Source organism: Cognatilysobacter bugurensis, assembly GCF_014652095.1.
Taxonomy (GTDB): Bacteria; Pseudomonadota; Gammaproteobacteria; order Xanthomonadales; family Xanthomonadaceae; genus Cognatilysobacter; species Cognatilysobacter bugurensis.
The window spans coordinates 87507-104683 of the sequence record NZ_BMYD01000001.1 but is presented as its reverse complement, the minus strand read 5'-3'; the positions used below and the strand labels follow the sequence as shown (position 1 = coordinate 104683).

Sequence of the window (17177 nt, the reverse complement as noted above, 5' to 3'; positions counted from 1 at the left end):
TTTTCGTCGTACATACCCGCGTCCGTCAGGCCGTCGGCTGCGGCCCACCGAGCGTGAGCGTCTTCGGCTCCTCGTGAGCCGGACCGCCGCGCGACCAATCCGACGGCGGGCCGGGACGACGCCCGGACATGATGTCGTCGATCTGCTTCGCGTCGATCGTCTCGTACTGCAGCAGCGTCTCGGCCATCAGGTGCAGCTTGTCCAGGTTCTCGCGGAGGATCTGCGTGGACCGGCCGTAGGCCTTGTCGAGGATCGCGCGGATGACCTCGTCGATCTTACGCGCGGTCTCGTCCGAGACGTTCTTGTGCTGGGTCACGGAGCGACCCAGGAACACCTCGTCCTCTTCTTCCGAGTAGGCAATCGGACCCATTTCGTCCGACAGACCCCACTTGGTGACCATGTTGCGAGCCATCTTCGTCGCGCGCTCGATGTCGTTCGACGCGCCGGTCGTGACCTTGTCGGCACCGAAAATCAGTTCCTCGGCAACGCGACCGCCGTACAGCGAGCACAGCTGCGACTCGATCGCGACCTTGTTGTAGCTGTACTTGTCGCCTTCGGGCAGGTACATGGTCACGCCCAGCGCGCGACCGCGCGGAATGATCGTGACCTTGTAGACCGGGTCATGCTCGGGCACGAGGCGACCGACGATCGCATGGCCTGCCTCGTGGTACGCGGTCAGGCGCTTCTCGTCCTCGCTCATCGCCATCGAGCGGCGCTCGGCACCCATGAGGATCTTGTCGCGCGCCCGGTCGAAGTGGTCCATGCGGACCTCCTTGCCGTTGTCGCGTGCGGCGAACAGCGCGGCCTCGTTGCAGAGGTTTGCGAGGTCTGCGCCCGAGAAGCCCGGCGTACCGCGCGCGATCGTCATCGGCTCGACATCGTCGGCAAGCGGCAGCTTGCGCATGTGGACACGCAGGATCGCCTCGCGGCCCTTCACGTCCGGCAGGCCGACCGTGACCTGGCGGTCGAAGCGGCCCGGGCGTAGCAGCGCGGGGTCCAGCACGTCCGGACGGTTCGTCGCGGCAATGATGATCACGCCCTCACCGCCCTCGAAGCCGTCCATCTCGACGAGCAGCTGGTTCAGCGTCTGCTCGCGCTCGTCATGACCGCCGCCGAGACCGGCGCCGCGATGACGACCGACGGCGTCGATCTCGTCGATGAAGATGATGCACGGCGCGTGCTTCTTCGCCTGCTCGAACATGTCGCGCACGCGGCTCGCGCCCACGCCGACGAACATCTCGACGAAGTCCGAACCGGAGATCGAGAAGAACGGCACCTTGGCCTCGCCGGCGATCGCACGGGCAAGCAGCGTCTTGCCGGTGCCCGGAGGACCGACCATGAGCACGCCGCGCGGAATCTTGCCGCCGAGCTTCTGGAACTTGGACGGGTCGCGCAAGAACTCGACGAGCTCGCCGACCTCCTCCTTCGCCTCGTCGCAGCCAGCGACGTCGGCCAGCGTCACCTTGACCTGGTCCTCGCCCTGCATCTTCGCGCGAGACTTGCCGAAGCTCATCGCGCCCTTGCTGCCGCCCTGCTGCATCTGGCGCATGAAGTAGATCCAGATGCCGATGAACAGCAACCATGGAGCCACGTTGATAAGGATGTAGACCAGCGACGGGCCGTTCGCCGGCGGCGTCTGCTGGATCGCGACGTCATGCTCGAGCAACTCGTTCACGAGGTCCTTGTCGCCGGGGCTGAAGGTCGTGAACTTCGTGCCGTCCTTGCGCTCGCCCGTGATCGTCGTCCGGTCTTCGCCGATCGTGACTTTCTCGACGCGATCGCCCTGCACCTGCTGCACGAATTGGTCGTACGCAAGCGTCTCGGCCCCCGCTGAGCGCGGCCCGAACGCCTGGAATACCACCATCAGCACGACGGCGACGACCACCCACAACAACAGATTCTTGGCCAAATCGTTCACTTCACCCTGCCTGTTCGCCCGTAGGCGCGAAACCTCTGACTTCCGACCGCCACCGCGGCCCTATGAACCGGCCGATCCGTCGCTACGTTGCCGCCCGCTTGCCCTGCGCGAGGGCGTAAACCTCGGGCGAACGCTTGCGGGATGCGGCGGGTTTGCGAATCGACACCTTGGCGTACCGCTTGCGCAGTTCACGCACGTAATCGTCGAAACCCACGCCCTGGAATAACTTGATCAGGAACGTGCCCTCGACGCGCAGATGGCGGTCGGCGAAGTCCATCGCCAGTTCCGCCAGATGCATCGTGCGGGCCATATCGACCGCATCCACACCGCTCATATTGGGGGCCATGTCGGACAGCACAAGATCCACCTGTGTGCCGTTCAACGTCGCTTCCAATTCGGATAGGACCGCATCCTCCCTGAAATCCCCATGAAGGAATTCCACGCCCGCGAGCGTGGGCATGTCGAGGATGTCCAGCGCGATCACCCGGCCACTGTCCCCCAGGGCCTGCCGCACCCACTGTGACCAGCCTCCCGGAGCGGCGCCGAGATCGACGACGACCATGCCCGGCTTGAGCAACCGGTCACGCTCCACGAGTTCTTCGAGCTTGTACGCGGCGCGCGAACGCAGCCCTTCGGCCTTGGCCTTCTTAACGAAGGGATCGGAGAAATGCTCCTGCAACCAGCGGTGGCTGCTCTTGCTGCGCGTGGCCATCAGGGAGTCCAACTTCGAGGGAGCAACGGGGCCCATGATACCCTTCGACCCCATTCAACCCGTGGTTTCGCTCCCGCATGGCGCAGTCTTCCTCTCCTTCGGATCCCTCGGCAGGCAACGCTTCGCGTGCCGACGCGGCCGCTGCGCGCCCACTGACGGCGGCGCAGGTGCGCTTTCTGCGCGGCCAGGCGCACGATCTCAAGGCAATGCTGCAGATCGGCGGCAAAGGCCTGACCGACGCCGTGATCGCGGAAGTCGAGCTTGCGCTCGAGCATCACGAGCTGATCAAAGTGAAGGTTGCCGCAGAGGACCGCGAGGCTCGCGACGCGATGATCACCGCGCTTGCGGAGCGATCCGGCGCCGCGCTCGTCCAGCGCATCGGGCACACCGCCGTTCTGTATCGGCAGAGCCGCGAGAAGCGCCAGATCGTGCTGCCCCGCGCCTGAGCCGATGCAGCTCACGCTCGAGCCAAGCGACCAGCAGTTCGTGCTTCGCAGCGCGGACGGAACGTCCGCCCTCGTCAATGAGCGCCGTCTGACCACGAGTTTTGCGATCTCGCCCGACGCGCTCGTCGAGGACTGGCCAGTAACGGATGTGCGCGAACTCGGTACCGCCGAACTCGACGCTCTGCTCGCGCTTGGGCCCGAGGTCATCGTGCTCGGCAGCGGTGCGCGCCAGGCATTCCCCCCGGCGGCGACGATGGCCGCCTGTCTGGGTCGTGGCGTCGGTCTGGAATCGATGTCGAACGACGCAGCCGCTCGCACCTACGCAGTGCTCGCCAGCGAAGGCCGCCGCGTGGTGGCGGGTTTCGTGCTGGGCTCAACCGGCTGATCGGTTTTCGCATCCAACGGCGGCGCGTCGCGCGGGCTTGCGCCTCGACTCCGACGTTGGCCCCGATCACGCGCCCTGCCCGACCGGCGGCCGGGCCCGACCCGCGCCGCCGGTTTAACGCGGCGGCAAATAGGTGAGCGGGTCGACTGGCTTGCCGTTGTAGCGCACCTCGAAATGCAGCATGTCGCGCGAAGCGCCGCTGCGGCCCATCTCGGCGATCTGCTCGCCCGCTTTCACCAACTGGCCCTCGTTGACGAGGCGTTTGCGGTTGTGGCCGTACGCCGACAGCCATGCATCGGTGTGCTTGATGATCACGAGCTCGCCGTAGCCGACCAACCCTGAGCCCGAGTACACGACGGTACCGTCGGCTGCCGCGCGCACCGGGGCGCCGCCGGCGCCGGCAATGTCGATGCCCTGCCGAGTGGGGTCGCCCGTTACGAAGCGATTGAGGAGGCCACCGTCAGCGGGCCAGCGCCAGGCGATGCCGCTCTGGATTGGGGGTGCGGCGGGCGCTGCGGGCTTTGGCGCCGGCGCCGCGGTGTCGCGCGGGCGCGTCGGGCTGGCCGGCGCCCGGGACACGGGCTTCGCGGGCCCTGCGGCGACGGTGCGCTTCCCCGGCGCAGCGGCAGGCCCAGAGGACGGGTGGAGCCGCAGGCGCTGGCCTGGGTAGATCGTGTACGGCGGCGCGATGCCGTTCCATGCCGCCAGATCGCGCACCGACACGCCGTTCCGTGTGGCGACGCCGTACAAGGTGTCGCCGCGCTGGACCGTCGCGGACTCACCGTACCGCGGCGTCGAAGCGCTTGCCCCGCCGTTTTGAACGGGCTCGCGCACGACCGTCGTGGAACACGCCGCGAGCCCCAGTGCGCCTGCCAGCGCGAGCGTCCATTGCCTTGTCATGCCCATGCGTATTGCGAGCCCTCTGTTCGTGTTCGGCCGAGTGGGCAATCAGCCCGACAGGCGCTGCCACAGCCCGTGCAGGGCCACACCGCCTCCGCCGATCAATGCGCCGAAGTAGACGATCGTTCCGATGTTCGCGAGATGGCCGAGCAGGACCGCGCCACCGTCGCGCTGGATCATGCCGATCGCATAGAGCAGCAATGCGAGCGCCGGCAGCGTGTTGCTGAAGGGCACGAAGCCGAACGGCGCCATCAGCAGCACCGCCGCGAGGATGAAGGCCAGGTTGGTGACGAGCGTCTGCGCACGGCCGTCCGTCACCGCGTTGAGGCGGTGCGGGCGGCTGATCCGCTCGAGCCGACGCACCCAGACCATCCCGTGCTCGAGCGCTGGGCGCAGCCGACCGGCCGGCAGCGCGCGCGTGCGGATGCGTTCGGGCAACCACAGCGGTCGTTCGAACACGCGGCTGATCCCGACCAACAGGATGGCGGCGCCGAACACGGTGCTGACGCCGGGGATCGACACGGGGATCAGGAACACGACGGTCAGCAGCGCGCTCAGCAGCAGCAGGCCCTCGTCGCCGAAGACGTCGAGCAGCTCGCCCAGCGTCAACGAATCGGACGGAAGCTCGCGGATGATTGCGGCGAGCTGTTCGCCCAGGGACACGTCGTCGGACGCGCGGGTGCCAGGGAGTCTGGAGTCGTGGTCAGTCATGGGCTCAGTCGATGGTGCCGGGCAGGAGGGGCACGAACACGACAGGCGCGAGCATCTGCCGCTCGACGCGTCCATCCTCATGTTTGACGAGCCGCAGCAGTTCCTGCGACGTCGCCGAGCCGACCGGTGCGATGAGCGCGCCGCCTGGGGACAGCTGATCGAGCAAGGCGTCGACGACGGCAGCGCCGCCGGCGGTCACCATGATCGCGTCGAACGGCGCGTTCTCGGCCCAGCCGACGTAGCCGTCGTCGTGCTTGCTGCGCACCTCCAGGCCGATCTGTCGGAAGCGCTTGCGCGCCGACCGCAGCAGCTCGCCAATACGCTCGACCGTGTGCACTTCCAGCCCGAGCGCAGCCAGCACCGCAGCCTGGTACCCCGAGCCCGTGCCGATCTCGAGCACCTTGCGCGGCGCGGTCTGCAGCAGCGCCTCGGTCATCTTCGCGACGACCCACGGCTGCGAAATCGTCTGCCCGTGACCGATCGGCAGCGCGGTGTCCTCGTAGGCGCGCATCGCCAGCGCCTCGTCGACGAACAGATGGCGCGGCACGGTGCCGATCGCGCGCAGCACGCGCTCGTCCTCAATGCCGCTGGCGCGCAGCCGCTCGACGAGCCGGTCGCGCACGCGCTGCGACGTCAGCCCGGAGCCGATCGCCTCCGCGTCGAGCCGCATGCCACGGTTCACGCCGACGGCTCCGGTCGCTCGAGGGACGCGGCGAGCCCGCCGACCCACGTGGCCACCTGCTCGAGCGCCTGATAGCGCGTGAGGTCGACCTGGATCGGCGTGATCGAGATGCAGCCGCGGCGCACCGCGTCGAAATCGGTGCCCGGGCCCGCGTCCTGCTCGGGGCCAGCCGGGCCGAGCCACCACCACTGCCGGCCGCGCGGGTCCGTCTGCGATGTGCAGCCCTCGGCGCGGTGGCGGTTGCCGAGCCGCGTGACCTCGAAACCTTCGAGCGCCGCCCAGGGCACGTCGGGCACGTTGACGTTGAGGATCGTGTCGGCCGGCAACGGGTCGGTGTGCAGCCGCGCGATGATTTCCACCGCCGCGCGCGCCGCCGTTTCGTAGTTGCGCCCCACGCCGTCGGCCGTCGCGAGCGACACCGCCACCGCGGGCAGCCCGAGGAACCGGCCTTCGGTCGCGGCCGCCACAGTGCCGGAATAGATGACGTCGTCGCCGAGGTTGGCGACGTTGTTGATGCCCGAAACCACCAGGTCCGGTTCGCGCTCGAGCATGCCGGTCAGCGCGATGTGCACGCAGTCGGTCGGCGTGCCGTGCACGCGCCAGGTCGACTCGTCCTGCTGGACGACGCGCACCGGCATGTCGAGCGTCAGCGAGTTGCTCGCGCCGGAGCGGTCGCGGTCGGGCGCGACGAGCAGCACGTCGTGACCCGCCTCGCGCAGTGTCTGCGCAAGCGTGCGGATACCGGGGGCGTCGACGCCGTCGTCATTGCTGACCAGGACTCGCATGGGCTCCAGAGAAAAGCGCGGCGCGGACACACAGGGCCCGCAGCCATCGGGCGGCCATGATATCCGATGGCATCCGCGCGCCTTGTCGAAACGCGGTCACCTAAACATGCATTGGCCTGCAACGTGACCGCGGTTAGGCTCGGGGCATGGCTGCGCACGACCCGCCCGACCACGACGACGACGCGGACCTGTTCCGCGACGCGATCGGCCCTGTGCGCCGCCTGCCCGACGCCACTCCGCCTCCGACGCCGCCCAAGCCGCGTCCGCGCGCGCGCATGGCCGAGCTCGACGAGGCCGACGCACGTCGCAGCTTCCGGTTCGCGCTCGACGAATCACTGCTGGAAGCGGCCGACGCGCTGAGCTACCGCAGTGACGCGCTGCCGGTAACGGTGTTCTCTCGGCTCAAACGCGGCGAGATCGCAGTGCAGGAGGAGCTCGACCTGCACGGCGCCGACGTGCACACCGCCGAACAGTTGCTGCGCGCGTTCCTCAACGACGCGCGGCGGCACGGGGTCGGCTGCGTCGGGGTGATCCACGGCAAGGGCCTGCACGGGGGGGCGCTCGAAGGGCGCCCGGTCGACAGCCGCGGCGCGCCAGTGCTCAAGAACCTCGTCGACCGGATGCTGCGCCAGCGCGCGGACGTGCTCGGCTTCCACTCCGCGCCCGCCCCCCGCGGCGGCACGGGCGCGGTCGTGGTGTTGCTCGCGCCGACGCGGTTGCGCTGACCGCGCCGATCAGTCGTCGCGCGGGGCGCGCTTGACCGGCGCGTTGACCCACTGCACATCGATGCCGCGCCGCCGGGCAATCGACTCGACGTGCGCCACGTATTCGTGGTGCGTGTCCAGGGTGCCCGCCCGTTGCGGTGCGACGCGGGCGGCGGCGCGGTCGTCGGTGGTGGCGCAGGCCGTCAGCGAAACCGCGACGGCAACGATCAGAAGAAGGCGACGTGTGGACATGGCGGTTCCTCGAAGCGCCGTGCCGGGCGAACACCCGCAGGCGCGGGGCGCCCGACCCGATGCCGGGCGTCGATTCGGTTATACGCCTGCCTCGCGCGCACACCAGTGCGCTGGCGCCGAGTCCGACGGACGGCGCTTCAGTCGCGCCCGGCGGCTGCGACGTCGCCGAGTTCGGCGAGCACCGAGGTCGCATAGGTGCCCGGCGGCAGCGCAAACGACAGCTCGAGCGATGTCTCGTCGGGCCAGCGCCACTGCAGCGCCTCGGGGCGGAGCCGCAGCGCACGTCGCTCCTGACGAAGCCCGGCGCGCTCGAGCCCAGCGCGCAGCGCAACGGCGTCCGCGTCGGCAAGCGCGTCCAGTTCGAGCGCGGCAGCAGCCTCCTGGGTGCGCAGCGCGCCCTCGCCCCATAATGGGCCGGTGGGATGAATATCGAACGTGGCGAGCCGCTCGGCGAGCGCCTCATCGAGCGGCTGCGGCCCGAACACGCTGCGGGTGCCGTCGAGCATCCACACCTCGCCTTCGAGCGCGGTGTCCCAGCAGGCGCTGCGGATGCGCGCGGCGAGCACGCGGTTGAACAGCTCTGAGCGCGCCGCAGACAGCAACACGCTGCGCTGGTCACGTCGCACCCGCCGCCCGGCGAACATCGCGAGCGCCGAGCCTACGTTGTTGCCGCCGCGACCGAAGCGCTGCTCGCCGAAGTAATTCGGCACGCCGCGCGCGGCAATCGCCGACAAGCGTGCATCGATGGCCGCGCGGTCGCCCTCCACGTCGCGCAGCACCAGTACGAACCGATTGCCCGCAAGCGCGCCGCGCGGCAGTTTTTTCGCGTGCCACGTGTGGTCGAGCACCTCGAGCCGCTCACCCAAGGCGTCGTCGATCGTCAGGGTTTCGACCGCGGGCGCGTTGCGCTTGGGAAGGTGCACGGTGAAGCGCTGTGTGGTCACCGCATGCCGGTCCTTCAGCCCGGCGTAGCCGATCGCCACGTCGCCAACGCCCGCCCATTGCGCGATGCAACGCGCCGCGTGCGCGGTGTTCATGCCGCGCTTGCGGACGGTCAGCAGCAGGTGCTCGCCCTGCCCGGTCGGCTCGAAGCCGGGCAATTCATCAACGACAAAATCCTCGGGCGCCGCGCGCAGCCGGGCCTGCAGCACCGCTTCGCCATGCGCGTGGGGAAGATCCACGCTCATGCGCGCACGAGCAGGCACACGGCCATTGCCGCAATGCCTTCGCTGCGACCGGTGAAACCGAGTTTTTCGCTCGTCGTCGCCTTGACGCTGATGGCGTCGATGTCGACGCCGAGATCCTCCGCGATGCGTTCGCGCATCGCCGGTGCGTGCGGGCCGACCTTCGGCCGCTCGCACACGACGGTCACGTCCGCATTGCCGACGCGCCAGCCGCGCGCACGGATCAACCTGTCGCAATGCCGCACGAGTGCGCGCGAGTCCGCGCCGCGCCACTGCGGATCGCTCGGCGGGAAATGCACGCCGATATCGCCGAGCGCGAGCGCGCCGAGCATCGCGTCACACAGCGCATGCAGCACGACGTCGCCGTCCGAATGCGCGAGCACGCCGCGCTCATGCGGCACGCACACGCCGCCGAGCATCACGTGGTCGCCGTCGCCGAACGCATGCACGTCGTAGCCCTGTCCGATGCGGATGTTCATGCTGTGGCACCCGTGGCATTGGCGTAGGAAGCGTCTGCATCCCGGCGCGCGAGCAGAAATTCGACGAGCGCCAGGTCCGCTGGCGTCGTCACCTTGAGGTTGTCTTCGCGACCCTCGACGAGTCGCACCTGCGCACCGGCGCGCTCCATCGCCATCGCCTCGTCCGTGACCACGATGCCGTCGCCGGCGGCTGCAGCGAGCGCCGCCGCGAGCGCATCGCGGCGAAACAGTTGCGGCGTCAGCGCGCGCCAGAGCTGTTCGCGCGGCTGCGTAGCGGCGATGCCGCCCGCGGCGTTGGCGCGCTTGAGCGTGTCGCGAACGGGCGCTGCGAGAATCGCGCCGTCGCCCTGGGCGAATGCAACGGCCAGCAGGCGATCCAGATCAGCAAGCGCGAGGTTCGGGCGCGCAGCGTCGTGCACGAGCGCCCACGCGTCCTGGGGTGCGATGCCGTCGAGCGCGCGCAGGCCGGCGAGAACGGAGTCGGCGCGTTCGGCGCCACCGACACAGGTGTGCACGGGCTTACCTCGGCGCTCGGTCCAGCCCGGCCAGTCCGCGTCGTCCGGCGCGATCGCCACCATCGCGCCGCGCACGGCGTCGTGCGCCAGCAGCGCATCGAGCGCATGCGCGAGCACCGGCCGTCCGTTGATTTCGAGGTATTGCTTCGGCCGTGGCCCACCGAAGCGGCGGCCGCGCCCGGCAGCGGGCACGACCGCCCAGACCTCGGGCATCACGGCCTGACGTCCGCGCTCGCGTCGGGGACGCGGGTTTCGCGCACCGGCGCGCCGTCGGATTCGACGACGCGATAGAACACCTCACCCGGCTTGATCATCCCGAGTTCGCTGCGGGCACGCTCCTCGGCGGCGGCTTCGCCCGACTTCAAGTCCTCGACCTCGGCAGCGAGCGCGTCGTTGCGCTCGCCCAGGCCCGCGTTCTCGCGGGTCTGCGCCTGCACCTGCTGCTCGAGCGCGGCGACGGCCTGGTAGCCGCCGGTGCCGAGCCACAGCCGCGCCTGCAGCAGCGCGAGCAACGCCGCCAGCGCAAGCAGCGCCACGAGCAGCCGGCGGTCGCCCGAGGTATGGACCATTGACTCAGCGCTTCAGCGACACAAACGCGTCGCGACCGGCGTAACGCGCGGCCGAACCGAGCTGCTCTTCGATGCGCAGCAGCTGGTTGTACTTCGCGACGCGATCGCTGCGGCACAGCGAGCCGGTCTTGATCTGCGTCGCCGTGGTCGCGACGGCGATGTCGGCGATCGTCGTGTCCTCGGTTTCGCCCGAACGGTGCGAGACGACGGCCGCGTAGCCGTTCGCGTCGGCCATCGCGATCGCTTCGAGTGTCTCCGTCAAAGTGCCGATCTGGTTGACCTTGATGAGGATCGCGTTCGCGACCTGCTGGTCGATGCCGTCGCGGAAGATGCGCGGATTGGTCACGAACAGGTCGTCACCGACGAGCTGCACCTTGTTGCCGATGCGCTGGGTCAGCAGCTTCCAGCCGTCCCAGTCGTGCTCGCCCATGCCGTCCTCGATCGTGATGATCGGGTACTGCTGGGCCCAGTTCGCGAGGAAATCGACGAACTGCTCGCTGGTCAGGCGCTTGCCTTCGCCGGTGAGGTGGTACTTGCCGTTGTCGAAGAACTCGCTCGACGCGACGTCGAGGCCGAGCAGGATGTCCTCGCCCGCCTTGTAACCGGCCTTGCCGATGGCCTCGAGGATGGTCTCCAGCGCTTCCTCGTTGCTGCGCAGGTCCGGCGCGAAGCCACCCTCGTCGCCCACCGCCGTGCTCAGGCCGCGGCCCTTGAGCACGGACTTGAGCGCGTGGAACACCTCGGTGCCCGCGCGCAGGCTCTCGGCGAAGCTGTCGAAACCGACCGGCAGCACCATGAATTCCTGCAGGTCGACGTTGTTATCGGCATGCGCGCCGCCGTTGATGATGTTCATCATCGGCACCGGCAGCACGGCCTCGCGGCCGTTCGCGAGGTGCTGCCACAGCGGCATCTTCTTCGACGCGGCGACCGCGTGCGCATTCGCCATCGAAACGCCGAGCAGCGCGTTCGCGCCGAGGCGGCCCTTGTTGTCGGTGCCGTCGAGGTCGATGAGGCGGCGATCGAGGCCGGCCTGGTCGCTTGCATCGATCCCGTCGAGCGCCTTCGCGATCGCACCGTTGACGTTCTCGACCGCCTGCTTCACGCCCTTGCCGAGGTAGCGCGTCTTGTCGCCGTCGCGCAGCTCGACCGCTTCCTTGGTGCCGGTCGAAGCGCCGGAAGGCACCATCGCGCGGCCGAAGCTGCCGTCGCTGAGCGTGACTTCGGCTTCGAGCGTGGGGTTGCCGCGGCTGTCGAGGATTTCGCGGGCGTGGACTTTGGCGATCGTGGTCATCGGGGTGTTGACACTCCGTATCAGGTAGGGGGAATCAGGCTTGTGATTCGATGAAGCCGCTGCGCTTGGTGACCTCATCGATCGCCATCAGCGTTTCGAGCAGCGCGCGCATCTTCGGCAGCGGCCACGCGTTCGGGCCGTCCGACAGCGCCTCTTCGGGCTTCGGGTGGGTTTCCATGAAGATGCCGCTGATGCCGACCGCCATCGCGGCGCGCGACAGCACCGGCACGAACTCGCGCTGGCCGCCGCTCTTGCCGCCGGCGCCGCCGGGCAGCTGCACCGAGTGCGTGGCGTCGAACACGACCGGGCAGCCGCTCTCACGCATCACGCTCAGCGAGCGCATATCGGACACGAGGTTGTTGTAGCCGAAGCTCGCCCCGCGCTCGCACAGCATGATGTCGCGATTGCCGGTGGCGAGCGCCTTTTCGGCGACGTGCTTCATCTCCCAGGGCGAGAGGAACTGGCCCTTCTTGATGTTCACGGGCTTGCCGGCGCGCGCGACGTTCTGGATGAAGTCGGTCTGCCGGCACAGGAACGCCGGCGTCTGCAGCACGTCGACGACCGAGTTGACCTCGTCGAGCGGCGTGTACTCGTGCACGTCAGTGAGCACCGACACGCCGAGCTGGCGCTTCACTTCCGACAGCACCTTCAGCCCTTCCTCCATGCCGGGCCCGCGAAAACCGGACACCGAGGTGCGGTTCGCCTTGTCGAAGCTCGACTTGAAGATGAAGGGGATGCCGAGCTCGGACGTGATCTCCTTGAGCTGGCCGGCGGTGTCGAGCTGCAGCTGCATCGACTCGATGACGCACGGGCCGGCGATCAGGAAGAACGGCTTGTCGAGGCCGACCTCGAATCCACACAGGTTCATCGCACACTCCAGAAAACAGGTGCCGGACGGGCCGGGAAAACGCGATTGCGCGCGATCGCAGGACGCGCCGCGCGCATTAAGCGTGCGCGCCTTCGAGCGGCTTCGCCGCGGCCGCGCGGCGCGCCTTGTGCTCGCGCGCGGCGCGGATGAAGCCGATGAACAGCGGATGCCCGTCGCGCGGCGTCGACAGGAACTCGGGATGCGCCTGGCACGCGAGGAACCAGGGGTGCTCGTCGCGCGGCAGCTCGATCATCTCGACGAGCAGGTCATCCATCGACTTCGCGCTGATCACGAGACCCGCGTCCTCGAGCTGCGTGCGGTAGCGGTTGTTGAACTCGTAGCGGTGCCGATGGCGCTCGCCGACGACGTCGTTGCCGTACATCTCGCGCGCAAGTGTGTTCGGCTTGAGTCGCTGGTCCTGCAGTCCCAGGCGCATCGTGCCGCCGAGGTCGGAATCCGCGCTGCGCCGCTCGACTTCGCCCGTCGAGGTGCGCCACTCGGTGATCAGGCCGATGACCGGGTGCGGGGAGTGCTTGTCGTTCTCGGTGCTGTTCGCGCCGTTGAGCCCGGCCTTGTGGCGCGCCATGTCGACGACCGCGGCCTGCATGCCGTAGCAGATGCCGAAGTACGGCACGCCGTTCTCGCGCGCATGCGCGGAGGTCTGAACCTTGCCCTCGAAGCCGCGATCGCCGAAGCCGCCGGGCACGAGGATGCCGTCGACGTCCGAGAGCAGGCGCGCGCCCTCGCGCTCGATATCGCTCGATTCGAGCCACTTGAGCTTCACACGCGTGCGCTGGCGCAGGCCGCCGTGCTTGAGCGCTTCGGCGACCGACTTGTATGCGTCCTGGTGGTCGATGTACTTGCCGACCACGCCGATCACGACCTCGTCGTCCGGATATTCGCTCGCGTCGACCACGGCGTCCCATTCCGACAGGTCCGCCGGGCCGGCTTTGAGGCGCAGGCGCTCGATAATGAGGTCGTCGAGCCCCTCCTCGTGGAAACGGCGCGGCATCTTGTAGATGTTGTCGAGGTCGACCGCCGAGATCACCGCGCGCTCGGACACGTTCGTGAACAGCGCGATCTTGCGGCGCTCGGAGTCCGGCAGCGGCTGCTCGGAGCGGCACAACAGGATGTCGGGCTGGATGCCGATCGAGCGCATCTCCTTGACCGAATGCTGCGTCGGCTTGGTCTTGAGCTCGCCGGCCGCGGCGATCCACGGCACCAGCGTGAGGTGCATGAACAGCGCGTGCTCGGCGCCCCGCTCACTGCGGATCTGGCGGATCGCCTCGAGGAACGGCAGCGACTCGATGTCTCCGACCGTACCGCCGATCTCGACCAGCGCGAGGTCGAAGCCGTCGGTGGCCTCCACGATGCAACGCTTGATCTCGTCGGTGATGTGCGGGATCACCTGCACCGTGCCGCCGAGGTAGTCGCCGCGGCGCTCCTTGCGAATCACGTTGTCGTAGATCCGACCGGTGGTGATCGAATTCTTGCGGCTCAGGCGCGTGCGCAGATAGCGCTCGTAATGGCCGAGGTCGAGGTCGGTCTCGGCGCCGTCGTCGGTGACGTACACCTCGCCGTGCTGGAACGGGCTCATCGTGCCCGGGTCGACGTTGATGTACGGGTCGAGCTTCATCATCGTCACGCGCAAGCCGCGCGCTTCGAGCACGGCGGCCAGCGACGCCGCAGCGATGCCCTTGCCGAGCGAGGACACCACGCCGCCGGTGACAAAAATCAGGGGAGTCATGGAGTTGCTGCCGCTGGAAAGCGGTAGTTTAGCGGTTGGGCGCGGCCGCGGCGATGTCCAGTTATGCGGACGGCGCCGGGGCGACCGCTGTCCGGTTCAGCCAGCCGGGTCGCTGGCGTCTCGGTCGGCGCGACGGCCAACGGCGAGTCTGTACCGATGACGCGCCCGAAATCCCGCCCGCTTGACCGCCCTGCCCCCCGTCGCCATTCTCGCGCGGCCCCTCCCGCCCCCCAGGCGTCCGCCGTTCCGGCGACGAAAAGCAGGTCCATGAACAATCGCTACAACGCCGCCGACATCGAAGTGCTGTCGGGGCTCGACCCGGTCAAGCGCCGACCGGGCATGTACACCGACACCTCGCGCCCGAACCATCTCGCGCAGGAGGTCATCGACAACGCCGTCGACGAGGCGCTCGCCGGCCACGCGAAGACGATCGAGGTCACGATCCACGCCGATGGCAGCTGCTCGGTCATCGACGACGGCCGCGGCATGCCGGTGGACATCCACCCCGAGGAGAAGATCCCGGGCGTCGAGCTGATCCTCACGCGGCTGCACGCGGGCGGCAAGTTCAACAACAAGAACTACACGTTCTCCGGCGGTCTGCACGGCGTCGGCGTCAGCGTGGTTAACGCGCTGTCGACGCTCGTCGACGTGCGCATCAAGCGCGACGGCAACGAGTACCGGATGACGTTCAAGGACGGCTTCCGCGCGTCCAAGCTCGAGGTCATCGGCACGGTCGGCAAGAAGAACACCGGCACCCGCGTGCACTTCTGGCCGGATGCCTCGTATTTCGATACGCCCAAGTTCAACGTGCGCGCGCTGCGGCACCTGCTGCGCGCGAAGGCCGTGCTGTGTCCGGGCCTCACGGTGCGCCTGCTGGACGAAACCAGCGGCGAGAAGCACGAGTGGTACTACGAGGACGGCCTGCGCGATTACCTGCGCGGCGAACTCGCCGACCGCGAGCTGCTGCCGCCGGAGTTGTTCGTCGGCAAGCTGACCAAGGACACCGAGACGGCCGACTGGGCCGTGGCCTGGGTGCCCGAAGGTGAGCTCGTGCAGGAGAGCTACGTCAATCTGATCCCGACCGCGCAGCACGGCACGCACGTCAACGGCCTGCGCACCGGCTTCACCGATGCGCTGCGCGAGTTCTGCGACTTCCGCAACCTCCTCCCGCGCGGCGTGAAGCTTGCGCCCGAGGACGTGTGGGACCGCGTCGCGTTCGTGCTCAGCATCAAGATGGCCGACCCGCAGTTCTCGGGCCAGACCAAGGAGCGCCTGAGTTCGCGCCAGGCCGCGGGCTTCGTCGAAGGCGCCGCGCATGATGCGTTCTCGCTCTGGCTCAACCAGCACGTCGAACTCGGCGAAAAGATCGCGCAGCTTGCGATCGACCGCGCCAGCGCGCGCCTGAAGACCGAAAAGCAGATCACCCGCAAGAAGGTGACGCAGGGCCCGGCGCTGCCCGGCAAGCTCGCCGACTGCAGCAGCCAGGACCTCTCGCGCACCGAGCTGTTCCTCGTCGAGGGCGACTCGGCGGGTGGCAGCGCGAAGCAGGCGCGTGACAAGGACTTCCAGGCGATCCTCCCGCTGCGCGGCAAGATCCTCAACACCTGGGAAGTCGCTTCCGGCGGCGTGCTCGCGTCGCAGGAAGTGCACGACCTCGCGGTCGCGATCGGCTGCGACCCGGGCAAGGACGACATCAGCGGCCTGCGCTACGGCAAGGTCATCGTCCTCGCCGACGCCGACTCCGACGGCCTCCACATCGCGACGCTGCTCAGCGCCCTGTTCCTGCGGCACTTCCCGGCGCTCGTCGCGGCCGGGCACGTGTTCGTCGCGATGCCGCCGCTGTTTCGCATCGACTACGGCAAGCAGGTGTTCTACGCGCTGGACGAAGAAGAAAAGCGCATCCAGCTCGAGAAGATCGAGCGCGAGAAGCAGTCGAAGAAAAAGGGCTCGGGCGGTGCGATCAACGTCACTCGGTTCAAGGGCCTCGGCGAGATGAACCCGTCCCAGCTGCGCGAATCGGCGGTCCACCCCGACACGCGCCGCCTCGTGCAGCTCACCGTCGAGGACGGCGAGGTCACGCGCGCGCTGATGGACATGCTGCTCGCGAAGAAGCGCGCGCCGGATCGCAAGGCGTGGCTCGAACTGAAGGGCGACCTCGCGACGCTCGAGGTGTGATGCGTGAGGCCGGCGGCCGCGTGCGGCCGCCGTGCGCCGCTCAGCGGGCCGGCTCGAGGCAGGCGTCGAGCAGCGTTCGGATCACGGCCTGCGCCGGCGCGGCGAGGCGCTCGTCGTACGCGAACGTGGCCTCGTCCATGTAGACGCGCTGGCTGATCTCGAGCTGCACGGCCTCGATGCTGCGCGCAGGGTCGCCGTAGTGACGGGTGATGTAGCCGCCCTTGAAGCGGCCATTGATGACCCAGTCGTACGACGACTGACCCTCGAGTGCCGACTCCAGCCGCGCCTGCAGCGCGGGCGAACAGCTCGCCCCATCCGCAGTGCCGAGATTCAGATCCGGCAGCCGCCCGTCGAACAGGAATGGCAACTCGCTGCCCTTGATCGAATGCCCCTCCCACAGCACGGCCCGGCCGTGCGTGCTGTGCAGCCGGTCGAGCTCGGCTCGAAGCGCGTCGTGATACGGACGCCAGTAGCGCTCTACACGCTCGCGGACCTCGTCCGGTGTCGGCCCCTGCCCGTCCCGGTACACCGGCTCGCCGCAGAAGCGCACGGCCGGGCACAGGCCGGTGGTGTTCTGGCCCGGGTACAGCGAGGTGTCGTCGGGCGGGCGGTTCAGATCGACCACATAGCGCGAATAACGCGGCCCCAGTATCGAAGCGCCGAGCTCGCGCGCGAATGCGTACAGGCGCGAGACGTGCCAGTCGGTGTCAGGCGCGCGGCAGGCGTCGGGCGTCATGCGCGCGGCAAGCGCTTCGGGGATCGCATGACCGTCGTGCGGCAGGCTGATAAGCAGCGGCGCGCTGCCGCGGTGCAGGGTGTAGACGTCGTCCATCGTGCGATTGTCGTCGATGCAG

General features: G+C 68.6%; 19 protein-coding genes. 4 read left to right on the top strand and 15 right to left on the bottom strand.

Going from position 1 to position 17177, the window contains the following annotated elements:
* Positions 1-25: 25 nt before the first annotated feature.
* A complete protein-coding gene (gene ftsH / locus IE075_RS00560; protein ID WP_189452297.1) occupies positions 26-1918 on the bottom strand; it encodes an ATP-dependent zinc metalloprotease FtsH in 1893 nt (630 codons plus the stop codon).
* Between the two features lie 82 nt (positions 1919-2000).
* Positions 2001-2630: a 23S rRNA (uridine(2552)-2'-O)-methyltransferase RlmE gene (rlmE, locus tag IE075_RS00555; RefSeq protein ID WP_189452295.1), complete on the bottom strand. Its 630-nt coding sequence runs from the start codon at positions 2628-2630 to the stop codon at positions 2001-2003.
* Between the two features lie 77 nt (positions 2631-2707).
* Between rlmE and yhbY the strand changes: the two genes are divergently transcribed.
* Positions 2708-3076: a ribosome assembly RNA-binding protein YhbY gene (gene yhbY, locus IE075_RS00550; RefSeq protein WP_189452292.1), complete on the top strand. Its 369-nt coding sequence runs from the start codon at positions 2708-2710 to the stop codon at positions 3074-3076.
* A gap of 4 nt (positions 3077-3080) precedes the next feature.
* A complete protein-coding gene (locus tag IE075_RS00545; RefSeq protein WP_189452290.1) occupies positions 3081-3461 on the top strand; it encodes an Mth938-like domain-containing protein in 381 nt (126 codons plus the stop codon).
* A 114-nt stretch (positions 3462-3575) separates the two neighbouring features.
* On the opposite strand, the gene IE075_RS00540 is transcribed toward IE075_RS00545, so the two are convergent.
* The 4 genes from IE075_RS00540 to surE are packed head-to-tail and all read right to left on the bottom strand — an operon-like array spanning position 3576 to position 6539.
* Positions 3576-4367, bottom strand: a complete 792-nt coding sequence (locus tag IE075_RS00540) for a peptidoglycan DD-metalloendopeptidase family protein (protein WP_189452289.1) — start codon at positions 4365-4367, stop codon at positions 3576-3578.
* A gap of 42 nt (positions 4368-4409) precedes the next feature.
* Positions 4410-5072, bottom strand: a complete 663-nt coding sequence (locus IE075_RS00535) for an exopolysaccharide biosynthesis protein (protein WP_189452287.1) — start codon at positions 5070-5072, stop codon at positions 4410-4412.
* 4 nt (positions 5073-5076) lie between these two features.
* The gene (locus tag IE075_RS00530; RefSeq protein ID WP_189452285.1) at positions 5077-5754 is read right to left on the bottom strand and encodes a protein-L-isoaspartate(D-aspartate) O-methyltransferase; all 678 of its coding nucleotides are present in this window, start codon (positions 5752-5754) and stop codon (positions 5077-5079) included.
* On the bottom strand, positions 5751-6539 hold the full coding sequence (gene surE / locus IE075_RS00525; RefSeq protein WP_189452283.1) for a 5'/3'-nucleotidase SurE: 789 nt from the start codon (positions 6537-6539) through the stop codon (positions 5751-5753). Before surE ends, IE075_RS00530 begins: the two co-directional genes overlap by 4 nt.
* A gap of 146 nt (positions 6540-6685) precedes the next feature.
* Here surE and IE075_RS00520 point away from each other — a divergent pair, with 146 nt between their 5' ends.
* Positions 6686-7264 (top strand): Smr/MutS family protein, encoded by a 579-nt coding sequence (locus tag IE075_RS00520; RefSeq protein ID WP_189452281.1) that lies wholly within the window; start codon positions 6686-6688, stop codon positions 7262-7264.
* Between the two features lie 9 nt (positions 7265-7273).
* On the opposite strand, the gene IE075_RS00515 is transcribed toward IE075_RS00520, so the two are convergent.
* The 8 genes from IE075_RS00515 to pyrG form a co-directional block, all read right to left on the bottom strand.
* Complete coding sequence (locus IE075_RS00515; protein WP_189452279.1) at positions 7274-7495, bottom strand: hypothetical protein; 222 nt, start codon at positions 7493-7495, stop codon at positions 7274-7276.
* 137 nt (positions 7496-7632) lie between these two features.
* Complete coding sequence (gene truD / locus IE075_RS00510) at positions 7633-8676, bottom strand: tRNA pseudouridine(13) synthase TruD (protein ID WP_425489325.1); 1044 nt, start codon at positions 8674-8676, stop codon at positions 7633-7635.
* A 2-nt stretch (positions 8677-8678) separates the two neighbouring features.
* On the bottom strand, positions 8679-9158 hold the full coding sequence (gene ispF / locus IE075_RS00505) for a 2-C-methyl-D-erythritol 2,4-cyclodiphosphate synthase (RefSeq protein ID WP_189452274.1): 480 nt from the start codon (positions 9156-9158) through the stop codon (positions 8679-8681).
* On the bottom strand, positions 9155-9886 hold the full coding sequence (gene ispD, locus IE075_RS00500; RefSeq protein ID WP_425489324.1) for a 2-C-methyl-D-erythritol 4-phosphate cytidylyltransferase: 732 nt from the start codon (positions 9884-9886) through the stop codon (positions 9155-9157). Before ispD ends, ispF begins: the two co-directional genes overlap by 4 nt.
* Positions 9886-10242, bottom strand: coding sequence for a cell division protein FtsB (gene ftsB, locus IE075_RS00495; protein WP_189452271.1), 357 nt, complete (start codon positions 10240-10242; stop codon positions 9886-9888). Before ftsB ends, ispD begins: the two co-directional genes overlap by 1 nt.
* A 4-nt stretch (positions 10243-10246) precedes the next feature.
* Positions 10247-11533: a phosphopyruvate hydratase gene (gene eno, locus IE075_RS00490; protein WP_189452269.1), complete on the bottom strand. Its 1287-nt coding sequence runs from the start codon at positions 11531-11533 to the stop codon at positions 10247-10249.
* Positions 11534-11567: 34 nt separating this feature from the next.
* The gene (kdsA, locus tag IE075_RS00485) at positions 11568-12401 is read right to left on the bottom strand and encodes a 3-deoxy-8-phosphooctulonate synthase (protein ID WP_189452268.1); all 834 of its coding nucleotides are present in this window, start codon (positions 12399-12401) and stop codon (positions 11568-11570) included.
* A gap of 76 nt (positions 12402-12477) precedes the next feature.
* Positions 12478-14148, bottom strand: coding sequence for a CTP synthase (gene pyrG / locus IE075_RS00480; protein WP_189452266.1), 1671 nt, complete (start codon positions 14146-14148; stop codon positions 12478-12480).
* A 267-nt stretch (positions 14149-14415) separates the two neighbouring features.
* On the opposite strand from pyrG, the gene parE reads away from it, so the two are divergent.
* Entirely contained in the window at positions 14416-16323 is a 1908-nt protein-coding gene (parE, locus tag IE075_RS00475) for a DNA topoisomerase IV subunit B (protein ID WP_189452264.1), read from the top strand.
* A 40-nt stretch (positions 16324-16363) separates the two neighbouring features.
* On the opposite strand, the gene hutG is transcribed toward parE, so the two are convergent.
* Positions 16364-17155, bottom strand: a complete 792-nt coding sequence (gene hutG / locus IE075_RS00470; protein WP_189454683.1) for an N-formylglutamate deformylase — start codon at positions 17153-17155, stop codon at positions 16364-16366.
* Positions 17156-17177 lie beyond the last annotated feature (22 nt).

Coding starts and splice junctions, on each gene's coding strand:
- IE075_RS00520 (WP_189452281.1), top strand. CDS start 6,686: ATGGCTGCGCACGACCCGCCCGACCACGACGACGACGCGGACCTGTTC.
- IE075_RS00545 (WP_189452290.1), top strand. CDS start 3,081: ATGCAGCTCACGCTCGAGCCAAGCGACCAGCAGTTCGTGCTTCGCAGC.
- ispF (WP_189452274.1), bottom strand. CDS start 9,158: ATGAACATCCGCATCGGACAGGGCTACGACGTGCATGCGTTCGGCGAC.
- IE075_RS00540 (WP_189452289.1), bottom strand. CDS start 4,367: ATGGGCATGACAAGGCAATGGACGCTCGCGCTGGCAGGCGCACTGGGG.
- yhbY (WP_189452292.1), top strand. CDS start 2,708: ATGGCGCAGTCTTCCTCTCCTTCGGATCCCTCGGCAGGCAACGCTTCG.
- hutG (WP_189454683.1), bottom strand. CDS start 17,155: ATGGACGACGTCTACACCCTGCACCGCGGCAGCGCGCCGCTGCTTATC.
- rlmE (WP_189452295.1), bottom strand. CDS start 2,630: ATGGCCACGCGCAGCAAGAGCAGCCACCGCTGGTTGCAGGAGCATTTC.
- ispD (WP_425489324.1), bottom strand. CDS start 9,886: ATGCCCGAGGTCTGGGCGGTCGTGCCCGCTGCCGGGCGCGGCCGCCGC.
- ftsB (WP_189452271.1), bottom strand. CDS start 10,242: ATGGTCCATACCTCGGGCGACCGCCGGCTGCTCGTGGCGCTGCTTGCG.
- IE075_RS00535 (WP_189452287.1), bottom strand. CDS start 5,072: ATGACTGACCACGACTCCAGACTCCCTGGCACCCGCGCGTCCGACGAC.
- surE (WP_189452283.1), bottom strand. CDS start 6,539: ATGCGAGTCCTGGTCAGCAATGACGACGGCGTCGACGCCCCCGGTATC.
- parE (WP_189452264.1), top strand. CDS start 14,416: ATGAACAATCGCTACAACGCCGCCGACATCGAAGTGCTGTCGGGGCTC.
- eno (WP_189452269.1), bottom strand. CDS start 11,533: ATGACCACGATCGCCAAAGTCCACGCCCGCGAAATCCTCGACAGCCGC.
- kdsA (WP_189452268.1), bottom strand. CDS start 12,401: ATGAACCTGTGTGGATTCGAGGTCGGCCTCGACAAGCCGTTCTTCCTG.
- pyrG (WP_189452266.1), bottom strand. CDS start 14,148: ATGACTCCCCTGATTTTTGTCACCGGCGGCGTGGTGTCCTCGCTCGGC.
- IE075_RS00515 (WP_189452279.1), bottom strand. CDS start 7,495: ATGTCCACACGTCGCCTTCTTCTGATCGTTGCCGTCGCGGTTTCGCTG.